The 16,742-nt window shown below is 34.6% G+C and carries 12 protein-coding genes and 3 pseudogenes; all 15 read right to left on the reverse strand.

What is annotated here, in order from left to right:
* The 15 genes and pseudogenes from ILT06_RS18610 to ILT06_RS18680 all read right to left on the reverse strand — a co-directional run bounded on the left by ILT06_RS18610 (position 1) and on the right by ILT06_RS18680 (position 16,737).
* Positions 1 to 1,359: a HAMP domain-containing sensor histidine kinase gene (locus ILT06_RS18610; protein ID WP_222655354.1), complete on the reverse strand. Its 1,359-nt coding sequence runs from the start codon at positions 1,357 to 1,359 to the stop codon at positions 1 to 3.
* Between the two features lie 3 nt (positions 1,360 to 1,362).
* Entirely contained in the window at positions 1,363 to 2,046 is a 684-nt protein-coding gene (locus ILT06_RS18615; RefSeq protein ID WP_064477383.1) for a response regulator transcription factor, read from the reverse strand.
* Positions 2,047 to 2,180: 134 nt separating this feature from the next.
* Positions 2,181 to 3,611, reverse strand: a complete 1,431-nt coding sequence (locus tag ILT06_RS18620) for an SLC13 family permease (RefSeq protein WP_098111642.1) — start codon at positions 3,609 to 3,611, stop codon at positions 2,181 to 2,183.
* Complete coding sequence (locus ILT06_RS18625) at positions 3,608 to 4,792, reverse strand: glycerate kinase family protein (RefSeq protein ID WP_222655355.1); 1,185 nt, start codon at positions 4,790 to 4,792, stop codon at positions 3,608 to 3,610. The genes ILT06_RS18620 and ILT06_RS18625 overlap by 4 nt, the downstream gene beginning before the upstream one ends.
* A 283-nt stretch (positions 4,793 to 5,075) precedes the next feature.
* Positions 5,076 to 5,378: pseudogene (locus ILT06_RS18630) on the reverse strand (recombinase family protein); the annotation flags it as partial.
* 534 nt (positions 5,379 to 5,912) lie between these two features.
* Positions 5,913 to 6,380, reverse strand: a complete 468-nt coding sequence (locus tag ILT06_RS18635) for a DUF2004 domain-containing protein (RefSeq protein ID WP_002141600.1) — start codon at positions 6,378 to 6,380, stop codon at positions 5,913 to 5,915.
* Between the two features lie 14 nt (positions 6,381 to 6,394).
* Positions 6,395 to 7,000, reverse strand: a complete 606-nt coding sequence (locus tag ILT06_RS18640) for an HNH endonuclease (protein WP_222655406.1) — start codon at positions 6,998 to 7,000, stop codon at positions 6,395 to 6,397.
* A gap of 808 nt (positions 7,001 to 7,808) precedes the next feature.
* The gene (locus ILT06_RS18645; protein ID WP_064477386.1) at positions 7,809 to 8,246 is read right to left on the reverse strand and encodes an SMI1/KNR4 family protein; all 438 of its coding nucleotides are present in this window, start codon (positions 8,244 to 8,246) and stop codon (positions 7,809 to 7,811) included.
* A 5-nt stretch (positions 8,247 to 8,251) separates the two neighbouring features.
* A pseudogene (locus ILT06_RS18650) lies at positions 8,252 to 8,686 on the reverse strand (hypothetical protein); the annotation flags it as partial.
* A 54-nt stretch (positions 8,687 to 8,740) separates the two neighbouring features.
* Positions 8,741 to 9,889: pseudogene (locus ILT06_RS18655) on the reverse strand (IS110 family RNA-guided transposase).
* A gap of 155 nt (positions 9,890 to 10,044) precedes the next feature.
* The gene (locus ILT06_RS18660) at positions 10,045 to 10,830 is read right to left on the reverse strand and encodes a recombinase family protein (RefSeq protein WP_098103682.1); all 786 of its coding nucleotides are present in this window, start codon (positions 10,828 to 10,830) and stop codon (positions 10,045 to 10,047) included.
* 583 nt (positions 10,831 to 11,413) lie between these two features.
* The gene (locus ILT06_RS18665; protein ID WP_061663665.1) at positions 11,414 to 11,902 is read right to left on the reverse strand and encodes an antitoxin YezG family protein; all 489 of its coding nucleotides are present in this window, start codon (positions 11,900 to 11,902) and stop codon (positions 11,414 to 11,416) included.
* Positions 11,903 to 11,907: 5 nt separating this feature from the next.
* The gene (locus ILT06_RS18670; RefSeq protein WP_222655357.1) at positions 11,908 to 13,356 is read right to left on the reverse strand and encodes a WXG100 family type VII secretion target; all 1,449 of its coding nucleotides are present in this window, start codon (positions 13,354 to 13,356) and stop codon (positions 11,908 to 11,910) included.
* 56 nt (positions 13,357 to 13,412) lie between these two features.
* The gene (locus ILT06_RS18675; protein WP_222655358.1) at positions 13,413 to 13,850 is read right to left on the reverse strand and encodes an SseB family protein; all 438 of its coding nucleotides are present in this window, start codon (positions 13,848 to 13,850) and stop codon (positions 13,413 to 13,415) included.
* 70 nt (positions 13,851 to 13,920) lie between these two features.
* Positions 13,921 to 16,737 carry a hypothetical protein gene (locus tag ILT06_RS18680; RefSeq protein ID WP_222655359.1) on the reverse strand — a complete coding sequence of 939 codons (2,817 nt, stop codon included), beginning with the start codon at positions 16,735 to 16,737 and terminating at the stop codon, positions 13,921 to 13,923.
* Positions 16,738 to 16,742 lie beyond the last annotated feature (5 nt).

A 16,742-nucleotide genomic window follows, 5' to 3' on the forward strand; every position in this document is an offset into this window, starting at 1 on the left:
TTATAAAAAACGAGGCAAATATACGGTAACTTTCGTCCATTCTCCCTCTTCACTTTCCAGTTGTATATTTCCTTCATGAGCATCAATAATCTGTTTCGCAATCGACAATCCTAGACCTGTTCCTCCTGTTTCCCTACTCCTCGCTTTATCAACTCGAAAATAGCGATCAAACACTTTCTGAATAACTTCCTTAGGAATTCCCATACCGTAATCTTGAATAGAAAAAAAGATTCTTTCCTTTTGTATTCCTACTATCAAATCGATTGAATCTTTACTGTATTTCATTGCGTTATCCAATAATACTACTAATACTTGTTTTATTTTTTGTTCATCAATATTTACAACAATCTTTTCTTCCTCTGTAATAACACGAAAATCCCGATTATATGTTTTTTCTAGTTGTTCCGCAGTCATCTTACATAACCGAACTAAATCTGATTCTTTCGTTTCCAACTTCCACTCTGCACTACTGTTGGCAAGCAGTAACATTTGATTTGTCATGCCTTTCATTCTTACTGCCTCGGAGTATATCGCTTCTACAGATTCTTCTAAAACATCTTGTTTTTTCATTCCCCATCTTTTTAATAATTTTGCATAACTTTCAATAACTGTTAACGGTGTTCTCAATTCATGTGAAGCATCTGAAACGAACTGCTGCTGCTTTTCAAAGTTTTGATGTAATAAATCTATCATTTTATTAAATGTTGTCCCCATTTTATGCAATTCATCTTTTGATTTTTTCTCAAGTGGTATTTTTTTGAATATCCCTCTATCTTGTATATGCTCCATTGTTTGTATTAAAGAATTTACAGGTTTTAAAATGAGTTTACTTAACATTCTCCCCGCAAAAAAAGACGGAATTAAAACGAAAAGCGATGCAATAACTAATACATTTTTTAACATATTTAAATTCTCTTGCAAACTATCTAAACGTTCTGTCATTTCTAATGAAACGATTTTCCCATCATTCCAAATAATTGGCATTTTTATATAAGCGAATTTCCCACCATTCTTCTCATAAATTCCCGCCGATTCTTTTCTTTCAAATTTCGCATTTACTGCTGGGATTGGTTTTGCACTATCCACTTCTTGTCTAATCATTACCTTTGAATTTTCATTAATAACTCTAATCATACCGTTTGAAGGTAAGTATGGCTGTAGTAGATTTACTGCGTCTATTTCTTTTGCTGATTCAGCATTCATTCCTTCTATAATATGTACTGCCTCACGTTTTAAACGTTCTAACTCTCCGTTCGTTGTAACTTTATAAAACAAAAAGTATATAGAACTATTAATAAGTAACAAAATAAGTAGTAACCATACTGTAGAGAATAAATATATTTTATTTTTAATTTTCATATACTATACCTTTAAGACATACCCAACACCTCTAACAGTGTGAATAAGTGGTACGTCCACATTACAATCTACTTTTTTACGTATATATCGAATATATACATCGACAACATTTGTATCACCATAATAATCAAATCCCCAAACATTCGTTACGATTTGTTCTCGATTTAACACTTGATTTTCATGCTTCATTAAAAATAGTAATAAATCAAACTCTCGTGGTGTTAATTCCACTAAATGATTCCCTCTTTTCACTTCTCGTGTTTTCTCGTCTAAATATAAATCTGCAATTTGATAACTACTATTTTCCTCTTCTTTTCTTACGTTTGAAATTCTTAAACATGCACGAATTCTCGCTAAAAGTTCTTCTATTTGAAATGGCTTTGTAATATAATCACTTGCTCCTTGATCTAAGCCACTTACTTTATCAACAACTGAGTCACGAGCGGTTAATAAAATAATAGGTATTACAGCATTTTTCAAACGTATCCTTCGAAGTACTTCTAATCCACTTATGTTTGGAAGCATTACATCAAGTAAAATTAAATCCCATTTACTATCGTGAAACTTTTCCATTGCCTCTGTTCCTGTTTTAGCAATTTCACTTTCATATCCTTCAAATTCTAGTTCTAACTGTACGACACGCGCAATTTTTTCTTCATCCTCAACAATTAAAATCCTTTCTCCCATAAAAGCCTCCCGCATTATATAATCTTTTCATACCATTCCAGTATAACAAGTAATACTTTCCTCAAAAAGAAATAATGCCCAGTATTCTGTCCGACTTAATGAAAAAAATGAGGAACGAAATATATTCCTGATTGTTAGAGAGACAATCCAACCCATTGCCAATATGCATAGTAAAATAAGACCATTAGAAGCATATATATAACACTTAAATAGCTACTTAACTTTAATAAATCTTGCGATTGAAAAGTTTCTCTATCACTTTCTTGAAATAAAAGTAAAGCTTTAGAACTGACTGGAAAGGTTAAACAATAATTCATGCCAACAATCCCTAAAAATAGTACAGCTACTTCATTAAGCTGTAGACTACTAGCAAAATATAGTAATGGCGGAATAAAAATTACCGCTCTCGTCGTGTGAGATGTAATATATAAATGTGATGTGACTGAAAGAATAACAATTACGAGTAACACGATAAAAATGGATTGCTTATTAATTAGTTCTGTTACTAAAAATAACTTTTGCATAATCCATTGCGCTGCACCACTCTCCATTAAAGATTTCCCTAATGCAATTGCTGCTCCAACAAATAGAATTAAGTTCCACGAGACACCTTTTAAACTTTCTTTCCACTGCATCACGCCGAGTTTTGGTAAAGTTAATAAAAATACTCCGATTATCGTAACAGTTGCAATTTCCAAACCATGTAGCGACTCTGTTAACCAAAAAGCGACCATCGCTATTAAAATACTAATTGTATACTTCTCATTTCGCGATAATTCAAACTTAATTTTTTTCTGTTTCAGTTTTGTTTTTACTTCCTCTTTGTCTAAAAATAAAAATAATATTACGCGACAACTTATACAGCTCATTATGACTCCAAATGGGAACCCCCATATTAACCACTCTACAAATGTAATGGTTTTATTATTAAATTCTTTTAACATATCTAGGGCGATTAAATGTGAGCCTGCCCCAATAATTGTAGAACTTGTTGATACTAAAATAACAGTAGGCATTAAAATTGCTAATGCTTTCGTAATTCTTCTACTCCCAATTTCTTTTGAGATAGCTTGAAAAACAGGTAATACAACCGCTGCGCGTCCAGATGTTGATGGAATAAAAAAGGCGAGTATTTGAATAATCATTGTCAAAATCCCGCACAAACCGGCTATATTCCGAGCACGATTTACAACAAAGTACGTCATTTTCTCAGCTAAACCGGTAACTTGAAGTGCCCTTCCTAAAATAAAGGAACCGATCATCAGCCAAATAACATCTGAAGCTAACGAATCGAATAAAAGATCTTGCTTTGCTGTTCCTGAAATAATTAGAAATAAGACAGACCCTAGTGCGATATAGGCCGAATTTATCGTTGTTGTTGTCCATAAAATAATTGCACAGCAAAATCCAAACAAACTCCATTTTGCTTCCATCGTTAATGACGATGGAAGCAAAAGAACTATTTCTACCATTACTATAAGTGCTACGGGCAAAACCCAAGATGGCTTAGTTTTCGGATTATCGGTACTATTCACATGTAATTCCACTACATTTTTTTCAATCATGATACGTACCCACTGTTATTCAACCGAGAAGCGATTTGATAACCGACTAAAACTGTACGCATCGTACTCTCTGTGCAATCACGAAGCCATTTCTCCGCATTAGAAAATGCATTTTCTAATGAAGATGGCATTGGCAATATACTTGTATATGCATCAATTCCATAATCGTAATTGATACGTGCACCTTTACCGACTGTCCCTACTAATGCGATTACTGGTAATCCATATTTTTTTGCACATTTAGCCACCTCAGCTGGAATTTTCCCACGTGGTGTTTGAAAATCTATACTTCCTTCCGCAGTAAATACAAGATCACACGCTAACAATAGTTTATTTAAATCCATATACTTCATAATAATATTGTATCTCGGATGAAGCGTTGCACCAATTAAAGCTTGTAATCCAGCACCAAGCCCACCAGATGCACCGCTTCCTGGTGTATGATGTACATCTATACCCATATCTTTTTTTATAACAGAAGCATAGCGCTCCAGTGCTTTTTCTAGTTCTATTACTTGTGCTTTGTTAGCACCTTTTTGCGGACCGAATACTCGCGCTACTCCTTGTTCGCCGCATAATTGATTAAACCAATTACAGGCAACATCGATTTGAACATGCCTTAATCTAGGATCTACTTGTGATGTATCTATTTTTGAAACTTGTAATAAAGAGGTTCCACCATGAATTTGTATTTCCTTTCCAGCTTCATTTAAAAACTTTACACCTAAAGCTTCAGCCATACCAGCTCCTCCATCAGATGTTCCTGAATCACCACATCCAATTAATATACGATCTACCCCTTTATTTAAGGCTAATTCTATTAACTCCCCAACACCATGAGTAGTCGTTTTTCTAGGATCACGTAAATCTCTCGGTACAAGTCGTAGCCCCGCAGCAGCAGCCATTTCAATAACAGCTGTACGCTCACCATGTCTCGTTTCAAAAACTCCAAAATAAGATTGTATCTTTTCTCCAACAGGTCCCGTTACTTGTACTTTATACATTTTTCCATCAGTAATATTTATAATTGCCTCTGTAAAACCTTCCCCGCCATCAACCATTGGTAAAGTCTCTACAGTAGCTAACGGCATGACTTTTAAAATCCCCTCTTTCATTATATCAGCAGCTTCCTTCGCCCCTAAACTTTCTTTAAATCCCGATGGTACAACTAAAATACGCATGTAATATTTCTCCCTTCACCTTGTATATCTCTTTCGTTTCTAAGGCTTATACTAAAGGTGAAAAAAGAGAGCACAATTAAGCTTACATTAAAATTTGGTGAGAAAGTGCTGAGTTTTGTGATTTAAAAAATCCGTTGTACTATGAAATAGCACAACGGATTTTTTCCTTTACTCTTTATTCAATTTTATTTCTCTATTACGGGACAATACTTGTATGATTTCGCGTTTCTTGTACTCAACAAGCAATTGTCTTCACATCTACTTCGTGTTTCTTTAGTTCTCATTGTATCAATACTTTCGCCATATCAGAGCGCCACAATCGTGATGTATTCAACACAACAACATAGCTTACTTGTTTATACGCCATATCAGACAATAGCTCTTGTAGCCCATCACGTTCAACTGTTAATCCATCTTCATCTACTGTCGCTCCGCTGATTCCTTTATCTTCATACACACGAAGTAGTTCTAAATTATTTTCGTTACAGTAACGTTCAATCTCTTCTACTTGATACGCTAAACTATACCAATTACGTACTTGTCCTTCCGTTGAAGCTCGTACGTAACCAACTACTTTCTCTCCCATTATAAATTCCCTCCCGTTACAGTAATTTTAGTCCCTGTAACGTTTACCTGTTCTTTGCGGATAACGTGTCCATAACTTAAATCCGTTAAAACGTACTTTACGATGACTTCAAAACATAATACAACCCTTTATTTTTTCTTCTACTATCGTCGTATACTGTACAAAGCCATTACAATCTATAAAATTTAACAATTAATGCACTTATAAAATTATAATCCTCTTTTAAACTTTCACGTTAAAACACAAAAAAGCACTCGTTGCCTTTAGTCGACAATCAAGTGCTTTAAGTAGCATTAATTTTGTAAGTTTTATTGTAACAGTATGACACCTTTTATATGTCGTGACAACTACTACGTTAAAACTTACGAGTTTGTACGAGTTCGTTAGTTTAATATACATTCCATGTGTTTATCATCATCGCCCAGTAAAATGTCATCTCGCCTAAGCTCGTACCTCGTTTTCTATTCTATCATTGCACATAACACTCTATGATGGTACAACCATCATGAAGTATGTACTTTTTAACAGCCTATTTTAAATTGCAACGTCTTGATAACCTACTTCAGTTACTTTTTCATTTAACAAACGAATCCCTAGCCCATTTTCTGTATCCCATGTACAATTAAATGTAATTCCAATATCCCGACCGTCAAAAATACCTGCATAGGGAACAACAATCCCATCTAAACTTATCATTTCTAATATTTCATTAGTTGTTTCAACTAATGGATAGTTTTCATTTACTTCAATATCATAACCTAGTTCCTGACGCTCTTGTTTGTAATAGTCTAATATTGATTGCAAAAAGCTTTGTTGTAATTGTTCCCAATTTTGCATAAGTGAAGTATATGCTACATATTGTTCTTCATCAAACTTACCATCCTCATCACCTTTTACTATTAGTGCTATCTCGACTTCATTTCCCAAAAAGTTAATGCTAGTATCCTTAGACCACACAAAATCATATTCAAGCTCACCAAAAACCGCATCATTTATTTTCATCTTACTTCTCCTTTTTATTTTTTAGCAAATCCTCCTGGCTCAAACGCCCCTGCGTTTATCTCACCTACTCCACCAAGATGCCCAAATCTTTTATTTATCTCTGTCGGTACAAGTTGCATTATTTTCACATCATTTACTTCATGCCATGTTAATTGATTTTTTGTTCGATATTTGTCTATGTCTTTCGCGGTAATCCCACCAGGTTCCATTCCAAATTGGCGAGCTAGTTCAACTGAGTCATTTAGCTTATCTGCTAACTTTTGGTCTGCTTGAGCAAAATTGTATGTCCTAGCCTTTGTACCATAATTTCCTTTTCCTCCAAGCATATAGTCAATTTCAATTTGAGCCTTTGATACTGGCGAAAAATCAGGAACTCCGTTTTTATATTGAATACCTTTAATGCCAGCTTCATCTAATATACGTTTCAATTTAGGGTCTGGTGGTGGTTTAAGCGTACTTAAAGATTCTCCTCTGATTCCTTCAAATTCAACCTTCGAATTAATTGGTGAAGGTGTCTGATTATACCTTGCTTCATAAGAACTAGCAAAATCAGTTTGTCTAAAAGCAGGTGGAACTTCAGCCTCTCTATTACCCGTACCCTTAACAACCTTACTCTCCATATACTGATAAGCCTCTTTCAGAGAATACTGTCCTCCCCCTGAGACATTTCCTACTCCAGCCATGGCGAAGCCTTTTCCCTCACCTGGGATCCATTTGTACTCCAGCAATGTTTTTACTGCGTGCTGGATCTTTTCATTCCCCTGCAAGAAGGTTGTTTTTACGATTGTGGCACCTTTATTCCATAGGCTTCCGATTTTATCGGCAAAGCCTTTTGCTGTCGAGGCTACAAAGTTTACACCTTCTGTTACTTTGTGGCTAGCTGTTTTTATACCATCGACGGCTGCTTTTTAGTAGATACTTTTTATTTTCTCAATCTAACAAAATATTAACTTTTTTATTATATCTTATTTCTATACTAAGACGAAAAAAGCACTTGTTGCCTTTCAGAGACAATCAAGCGCTTTAAGTTCATATGTTTTAAGTAGCATAAATTTGTAAGTTTTTTAGTAACAGTATGACACCTTTTACATGTCATGACAACTACTACGTTAAAACTTACGAGTTTGTACGAGTTCGTTAGTTTAATGTCCATTCCATGTGTTTATATTTATCGCCCGGTAAAATGTCATCTCGCCTAAGCTCGTACTTTGTTTTCTATTCTATCATTGCACACAGTACCCCATGATGGTCCAACCATCATGAAGTACGTACTTTCTAACAGCCTATTCTTTTTCTGTCCACTTCAAAAATAAGTGCTTTTTCGTTTGCTTGTCTTATGTGTCAGTGTATATTTAACTTTAGCACCACGAACTTCGTCATTCTCGTTTGTTTACTCATTACTGTAGACTTTTAATCTATACTAGAGTATTAATCAACCATATTCACAAAGTATTCAGTATCCTGATTAATTTTCCGTATAAATTCCTCCAATGAATCAGCTATTTGAGTCTCAAAAAAATATACAGGAGTTTGTTGAGGAGTATTCAAATCAAGTGTTAAATATACACCCTCGTTTACTTCATAAAAAACCAATTTATCTTCTTCCTCGTATATCCCCTCTAAATCTGGATCAAACTCGTAAATACCTTCTCTCAATGTAATATCTGCTATAGTATCTGGATCCATTATTCTATTTATTGCATCCACATTATTTCCTTTTATAAAACCATAGCCAACTTCTAAGTAAAAATTTCTAAGTTCATTAGGAAACGCAAATCCAAGTCTCTTTTCTGCCACTATAAGTTCATTTTCTTGTAATTTAAAAAACTTATGATGACTATTTTTTATAAAATCAAATGCAGCCATTAAAACTACCTCCCTGGAAATAATTTATTTGATGGTGACCCTTTACCATGAATTCCTGCCTGATGTTCATCAGGAAATTTAGCAGGATGTATATTCCACCATTCATGAGGCCCACCAAAATTATTCTCTATAATATGATGTGCATCATAGGGTTGCCCAATATCCCTTACTACTCTACCTTTTTTATCATAAACTTCCTCAGTATATCTTGGCCATGTTTGCCCTGTTTTTTCTTCCCATTCACTTATCAATTTGTTTTTCACACTGTTAAATTTATTTCTGTGTTTTAACGTTTCTAATGGCGTCATTTTTTCATACTTATGTTCCCTTAGAGCAGCCTTTAATTATTCTACTTGGTTTTTATGAAGCTTCAATCCTGTTTTTGACTCTACATCTCTAATATAATCTTTAGCTAAATCGTAATCAATTTTACCCGTACCCTATGTTGTAATCTTAAACCCTCACAATAAAAAAGCAAACCATGTAAACCCTTATTAAACTACTTCTTTTTCTTCCACTACTGGCAACTCATAAGCTGTTTTATATTTCATCATGCCATATACAATGTTTACAAGCCTTCTCATAATACATACCAATGCTTGTCCCTTTGTTTTTCCTTCTTTTAGTTTCTTCTGATAGTACGCATGAAACACTGGATTTCGTGGCATCTTACTGCCTTTTGCTACTTGCACTTGCTGTACTGCTAAATTATAAAATAAAGCGTGTAGCGCCTTGTTTGCTTTTGTGTGTCTTACCTTTCCCACCAGAACCAAAGTAAACAGGCGCAATCCCCGCAAATCGTGCTAATTTGTTGGCATTTGGAAATCGCCTTACATCCCCAATTTCTGCAATTAATGCTGATGCCGTCACAAGTTCTATTCCCGGCATCGTTTCTAATTGATAATCTAGTAGTTTTACTAGCTGTTTTAATTCTCTCTCGATGTATTTCATTTCTGTCTTTTTAAACTCAATATCCCGTACAATACTTCTTACTAAAAAGTCTCGTGTTTCTTGATATTCCTTCATTGTATGTCCATCTTCTTTTACAAGTTTTAATATTTCGCTTGCTTTCTTTACTGAACATGTATTGTTGCTAACATCTAATAAAAAAGCTGTTAATTGCTTTATATTTGCCCCCTCTAAACAAGAGGGTGACGGATATTGCTGCCAAAACGCTAATGCTGTTTTTCCATCTAACTCTGAGAAAAACTTTTTATAACTTGGATAATGGTGGTTTAATTGAATATGTAATTGGTTCTTTAATGCACTTTGTGCTTTTACTAATGCATTCCTTCTTGAAACCAATTGTTGTATCGACCAAAATAAATCGTTTGGCTTTGCATCTGGCAATTGATTAAATTTGTTTACCAATATGCGTGCCACACATTCCGCATCCCAACTATCATTTTTTTGTATCATCACTTGGCTCTTCCGTAACCACCAACATCTTCTAAACCAAATACAACAATTATCCCATCACACACATATGTCTCTACTTCTAATAAGAACTTTGAAAATGCAGATGGTTTATTATCAAATTGTATTTCTCCTAATTTCTCTTGCCAACAATTAATCATAACAGCCGTGTGATGCTCCTTATGTAAATCTACTCCTACATACAAATAGTTTTGTCTATTATGCATAACTCATCCCTCTATTCAATGATTTAGTCATATATAAAAATGTCGGCAACCTTAGTTCGAGCGTTCATCTTTCGATGCGCATAGGTACGCAAGCCTATCCATTTTCATCACTCTAGTAGTATGTATAGTAAAATGAGCTAATTTTTTAAGTGAGTTTATAAAATAATTGCTGGATGTTTCCCATTTGTTTGTATTTGCCCGTATGTATATACCCCTCGATAAAAGTTCTCTCGGTCTAACATGGGTTTAACTTGTACTTTCGTAAACCGCTTCCCTTTCTCTGTACAATAGCCTTCCATATTCAGTCTTTCTGCCAATTGAGTAAGTGACCAATGCTTACAAAAGTGTCGTAGCTCAAATAGTCTACGTACAACGATTGCTTTATTAGTATCCACTTCTAACACTTTTTGTCCTTTCTTTACTCTATAACCAAACATCACACCGCCACCTGCATATCCACCTTGTTCCGCTTTTTTCTTTCTACCTCGACTTAGCTTTAATACAATCTCAAGACGTTGGTATTGGTCTAATAGCTCTAACATACCATTTACTAAAAAATCATTTGGGTCATGTGTATATATACTATAATTCGGTTGTTCAATTGCTTTCACATCAACTGCATGTTTCTTTAGCCCTCGTTGTATTAACACTTTTGCCATATCAGAGCGCCATAACCGAGATGTATTTAGTACAATAACTTTGCTTACTTGATGACACGTCATATCTGACAGTAATTCTTGTAAGCCTTCACGTTCAACTGTTAATCCATCTTCATCTACTGTCGCTCCGCTAATTCCTTTATCTTCGTATATGTGAAGCAGCTGTAGTTTATTTTCAATGCAGTACCGTTCAATTTCTTCTACTTGATACGTTAGGCTATACCCTTCACGTACTTGTCCTTCTGTTGAAACTCGTACATAACCAACTACTTTTTCTTCCATATTAAGTCCCTTCCCGTTACAGCAATTAAAGTCCCTGTAACGTTTACCCGTTTTTTGCGGATAACATGTGCATAACGTCCATCCGTTAAAACGTACTTTACGATGACTTCAAAAAGTAACACAACCCTTTATTTTTTCCTCTACTATCGTCGTACACTGTTCACAGCCACTACAGTCTATAAAACAACAATAAAAATTTAACACTTAATGCACTTATAAAATTATAGTGCTCTTTTAAATTTCTACGCTAAAACGCAAAAAAGCACTTGTTGCCTTTAATTGACAATCAAGTGCTTTAAGTTCATATGTTTTTAAGTAGCGTAAATTTGTAACTTTTGTAGTAACAGTATGACGCCTTTTGTACATCATGACAAATACTATATTAAAACTTACGAGTTTGTACGAGCTTGTTAGTTTAATATACATTCCATGTGTTTATATTTATCGCTCGGTAAAATGTCATCTCGCCTAAGCTCGTACTTTATTTTCTATTCTATCATTGCACATAACACTCTATGATGGTACAACCATCATGGAGTATTTATTTTCAAACGCCCTATTATTTTTTCTGTCTTTCATTTAGTTAAATAGGATTATTCGGAAATTCACTATGATATTTATCGATTAACGCTTTATATTCTCTATCATTTGGTACTTCTCCTAAGTATTTATTTTTCCAAATAATCATTTGGTCACTAAAACCATATTCTGTATCGAACCAATTTGTATAATCATAATGCATCTTAAATTTCCCACTACTCTCAAGAGTCATTGTAAAGGAATACCAAAGTTCTTGCTGATTATCTTTAAAAACATTTCTTAGTTCGTCGCTCAACTCAAACAGCTTTCTTTTATTTTTTTTAAATTCTTCTTTATCAATAGCATAGTTAAATGGGATTTTCACACTATAATTAAAGCATTGTCTATTTTCAGGTGTATTATAAAAAAAGTACGTCCCCCCTCCAGTTTCCGATATCTGAGCATAAAAATAAAATTTCTCCCATTCTTCTGGAATCATTTCATTAACCGTTTCAGCTATTTCTCTATACAACTTGTTCATTTCTTTTTCCACTTTAATCAACCTCCTGCGCGATTTCTAATCGTTTTCTCAAATATCCCTTTTCCTTCTATTTCATAAACTATTTCAAAATAATTTGGTCTTAGTGACGTTCCTTGATAAACTGGTTCAATCTTTACTGTTACTTTTTTAGGAGGCTTTCCACCTAACGCATTAGCCCACTCTTGCTCCATATTATACCACTCTCCACCAGAGCGATTAATTTGTCTATTTTGAGCAATTAAATTATCTATATCTCCAGAACCATGGAATTGAGTTCCTATCAAGTGGCCACCATCATCATCAGGTAACCTATCTTCACGGCCTGCTGCCACTTGCATTCCTTTGTTTCGTTTTCCTTTTTGAAGTATTAATTCTCCTGCCTCAACATCTACTATTCTACCAAGCTCATCTGTTGTATATTTATAACCATCCTCGGTAACATAACGCACGTTTGGTGCCAGTTCTTTTCTTCCATTTTTCCCTTTAATAATGTGCTTCCCAAGGTCCCCCTCTTGTATTTCCGTTATCTTAGGAGGATTACCCGTACCCTTAACAACCTTACTCTCCATATACTGATAAGCCTCTTTCAGAGAATACTGTCCTCCTCCTGAGAAATTTCCTACTCCAGCCATGGCGAAGCCTTTTCCCTCACCTGGGATCCATTTGTACTCCAGCAATGTTTTTACTGCGTGCTGGATCTTTTCATTTCCCTGCAAGAAAGTTGTTTTTACGGTTGTGGCACCTTTGTTCCATAGGCTTCCGATTTTATCGGCAAAGCCTTTTGCTGTCGAGGCTACAAAGTTTACACCTTCTGTTACTTTGTGGCTGGCTGTTTTTATGCCATCAACAGCTGCTTTTCCAGCTTTTCCGGCTACCATTGTTACGCCTTCGCCTAGTCTTTTTCCTGCTTTTACAATTGTCTTCCCAAAGCTAGAAGCGACATACTTTATTCCTTTTCCAGCAAGACTTGCCACTTTTCCAACAGGAACAAAGTTTAGGAGCGTCCATCCTGCGGCGATGAGTCTTTCTTTTGATGATAATTCTTTTCCTGTAATAGGGTCTTTACCGGTAACTGCACGAATTGCATCATTTATTCCAATGAATTCAGCTGCTCCTTCTACTCCCTTTTCCCACCATGATTTTACATGTTTCTTTTCTGTTTTATGGGTTTCTTTCAATTTTTCATTTTGTTTCTTTTGATATTCTTCATCTGCTTGACGAAACTTTTGAGCGATACGCCGTAATTCTTTTTCTGTAACTTGTAAGTTACGTATGTAAGATTCCATGAGTCTCATTGATCTCATATATTCCCCATAAAAATGCTGACTCGTTGCTCCTTGCCATTGCATTTGAATACTAAACATAGATTGATTGAGATTTTGTTGTATGTTCTGGCTGTGTGTTTGCATCTCTGATATGTTTTTGGCAATTTGTTCGAGTTGTTCAGGTTTGACCTTGATCTCCAAACCCTCTCCCACCTTCCTCTATTTTATACCAAAAAGAAATAAAACTGCATCAATTTTTACTTGTTCCCTTTAGAAAAAACATCAAAAATACTGTTATCACAAATCGCTTCAATTTCTTCCTTCACAAATAATTTTTGAAATTTTGTTCCTGGGTTTAATATTACATTTGCTTCTAAATCTATCGTCTTTAATAATTCAATCGCATTCATAGAGACATATGGACATTCTTCTGGAATAACCATTTCTAAATGTTTCAAATCAGAATACAGTGGTAACATTAATCCTTCTTCCATTTCAAAATAATGAATTTGCAATTGTGTATTTTCAGTTGAAATCAAATTCCCTTCTTCATCTACATTTGTATCTCCCTCTACAGAAGCAACAACGTACAAATTTGATTTCTGTAATATCTCATAAAAACGAAATCTTTTTTCTTCATTCTGTAAAGCTTCCACTAGCGCCCCATCTAATGGACAAATTTCTAGTAAACTCATTGAACTTCACTCCTTATGTGAAATAATTTCGCCATCTTACGCAAAGTAAGATGGCGAATGTTAAATCTAATTATTTTTGAACGTTTATAGCTTTAATTTCGTTTAATTGTTTCATTGCTTTTTGGCGCAATTCTCCATCAATTGTAGCTGAATATATTGGTCGAGTTAAAAACTCGAAACATTTATATGCATTATTACTATCATTTTTCTTTAAATACTTTTCACCTGTCTCTAACATTTCTTCAGAAACAGCCTTCATAAATTTATTTACAGGCTCCTGCTGATACCCTAGCATGATTGATTGATGTGTTAATTCAATTACTGATGCTAAATCTTCAATAGTGCTTACATGATTAGCCCTTTTATTTGCAGCATCAAATGCACTTAAATATTCAATGGCAGCTTTGGCTTTATCTTTCATTCCAGTCAGTTCAATACCTGGCGTCTTATAAAGAATTTGATAAATTTCTAATGCTGATAAATAATTACTTTTTTCCGCTTGCTCCGCTGCATATAATACTTCATTTGCAACTTTAGTGAATCCTTTTTCATCGTCTACCCCGCGATTTGAAGCTTGTCCGAAGTAATGTAAAGCATCAAAAAGTTTTCCTGGCTCATTCGCTTTTGCACTCGCTATTTGTATTAGCTGAATTCCCTCCATCTTTCTTGATGCACTATCAATCATACCCATTCCGTTAATTTGGCCAATAGTCTTATCGATATCCTTTAATTGTGCCAGTAATGTGTATGATGGTAGCACTGTTTTTTCTACCTTATTTTGCCACCCTGTTGTTCCATTCATTTCATTCCATTCATTTTCTGTCTTTACCCATAATTTATTCGAATAATTAACCATTTCTTCTCTTGAACGTTCTAATGGGTGTTTTGTGCGAATTGCATTCGCAATATTCAATACAGCTGTATAATACTCTCCCATATTCGCAGCCTCAATTGCTTTTCTTTCAAACATAAGTGGCATTAATAATTTTTTAGCTTCATCTTGAACGGATTTTTCAACCTTTGCTGTATTTGCTAATAAATTTGCTTTATTTAGAGCAACTTCCACTGAAGTAGTAGGAGCGTTTATTTGTCCTTGAAGTCCCTCTACAGCCATACTAAATTGCTGATCTAATTTTTCTTTTTGTTGATTGTTTGCATCAGCAATCGATTCATTTACTAATATTAATGTCTTTTCATATTGTGGATTTTCAGAATTTAAATATGTTTCGATTTGCTCAATTGCTTGATCAATTCTTTTTTCTTTTTCTGATTTTTCCGGTTTCATTTGATCAACTGTATCTTTGCTATCTTTATTTTTATGCTCTATTTTTTCCTTGTTTTCTATATTGCTTTTTTCACTTTCAATTAATTGATCTTTTTTATCTTTTTCACTAGCTATTTCTGACGCCTCAATTTCAACCTTATTATCTTCTTTAACCGCTTTTTCTCCATTACTACTAGTTACAAGTGCTTCCTCTGTACCTACGTTTTCCTTGGTATCATTATTAGATGTCACTACCGGTTTGTCGATGTTAATATTCTTTAATTCTTCTTCTAATAGTTTGTAAAAAATCTTCTCTACACGTTGATTTGCAGATTCTACTATTTTGGGATCCACACTTTCGAGCACTGATGTGACTAAATAATATTTACTTAAAGCTTGTTCTAAATAGACTAGATTCTCCGGATTATACGGATCTTCCAACCAAATCCCTTCCTCATACACAGCTTTATCATATGTTAACTTTCCAACAAATTGAATATACTCTTTCTGGTTTTCATTTAAATACTTTTGTAACTCTTGTTGTGTTGTAACTTTTTCCTTAAGTGTATTCATTTGATTACGTAAATAGAATAATGCACTTTGATTGGAATGATTATCCTTATTAGCTAAAATTTCCCCCAAATTTTCCAATGTTAATCTATGATTAGCCAACGTTTTTGCATTTGACTCCTTATTTAATTGAGATATAAGTGTCAAATCTTTCAGTTCCTCGGAATATTCAGCTAACATATCTAATTTATTAGAGTCTTGCTCTTTCCCGTAATACTCATTAAAGAATACAGATGAATATTTCTCTCCATTTCCAGCATACCACTCAACTAAAATATCTCCCGTTATTGGTGATACTGTAATTTGATCGTGTGGCACTGGTGGTTTTGGTTTTTCTGGTTCTTTATCACCATCCGGTTTTGGTTTTTCCGGCTCTTTATCACCATCCGGTTTTGGTTTTTCTGGTTCTTTATCACCATCTGGTTTTGGTTTTTCCGGCTCTTTATCACCATCCGGTTTTGGTTTTTCTGGTTCTTTATCGCCATCCGGTTTTGGTTTTTCTGGTTCTTTATCGCCATCCGGTTTTGGTTTTTCTGGTTCTTTATCGCCATCCGGTTTTGGTTTTTCTAGTTCCTTATCACCACCTGATGTTTTCCCCGGGTCCACCAAACTATCCGGAAAATTTTTACTCGGTTCCACCACAGGCCCCCCCATATTCGTTGGCAAATCTAGTTTTTGTGGAGTTGGTGCATCCGATAATTTGATTTGTGGATCTTTCTTTTCCACCGATACTTCATCTGGTTTATATGTTACTGGCGTAATTGGTGATTTATTATTTCCAATTAAGTCTGCTAAATTAATAGTTGGTTTTTCGCCAGGTTTTTCATCTTTTTTTGCAGGATCAGCGACTAAATTTGGGAACATAGACTGTAAATCTCCCCCTGTAATACGATCATCTTTTTTCTCTTCTGTATTACTTGCTAGTTTTACTTGTTCTTTTCCTGCTGTCTTAAAGCCTTTGTCATACACAAGATATCCTGATGTTCCTAGTAATGCTACCGACATTACTGATATAGCGACTTTTTTCCCTAAGTTATTATTGTTTTCCTCCATGTCCT

The sequence above is a fragment of the Bacillus sp. 17RED48 genome (assembly GCF_019837545.1).
Lineage (GTDB): Bacteria > Bacillota > Bacilli > Bacillales > Bacillaceae_G > Bacillus_A > Bacillus_A wiedmannii.

Excerpts from the sequence above, each read along its gene's own strand:
- ILT06_RS18675 (WP_222655358.1), bottom strand. The coding sequence starts at position 13,850 with ATGAGTTTACTAGAAATTTGTCCATTAGATGGGGCGCTAGTGGAAGCT.
- ILT06_RS18645 (WP_064477386.1), bottom strand. The coding sequence starts at position 8,246 with ATGGCTGCATTTGATTTTATAAAAAATAGTCATCATAAGTTTTTTAAA.
- ILT06_RS18680 (WP_222655359.1), bottom strand. The coding sequence starts at position 16,737 with ATGGAGGAAAACAATAATAACTTAGGGAAAAAAGTCGCTATATCAGTA.
- ILT06_RS18640 (WP_222655406.1), bottom strand. The coding sequence starts at position 7,000 with ATGGAGAGTAAGGTTGTTAAGGGTACGGGTAATAGAGAGGCTGAAGTT.
- ILT06_RS18635 (WP_002141600.1), bottom strand. The coding sequence starts at position 6,380 with ATGAAAATAAATGATGCGGTTTTTGGTGAGCTTGAATATGATTTTGTG.
- ILT06_RS18615 (WP_064477383.1), bottom strand. The coding sequence starts at position 2,046 with ATGGGAGAAAGGATTTTAATTGTTGAGGATGAAGAAAAAATTGCGCGT.
- ILT06_RS18620 (WP_098111642.1), bottom strand. The coding sequence starts at position 3,611 with ATGATTGAAAAAAATGTAGTGGAATTACATGTGAATAGTACCGATAAT.
- ILT06_RS18660 (WP_098103682.1), bottom strand. The coding sequence starts at position 10,830 with ATGGAAGAAAAAGTAGTTGGTTATGTACGAGTTTCAACAGAAGGACAA.
- ILT06_RS18610 (WP_222655354.1), bottom strand. The coding sequence starts at position 1,359 with ATGAAAATTAAAAATAAAATATATTTATTCTCTACAGTATGGTTACTA.
- ILT06_RS18625 (WP_222655355.1), bottom strand. The coding sequence starts at position 4,792 with ATGCGTATTTTAGTTGTACCATCGGGATTTAAAGAAAGTTTAGGGGCG.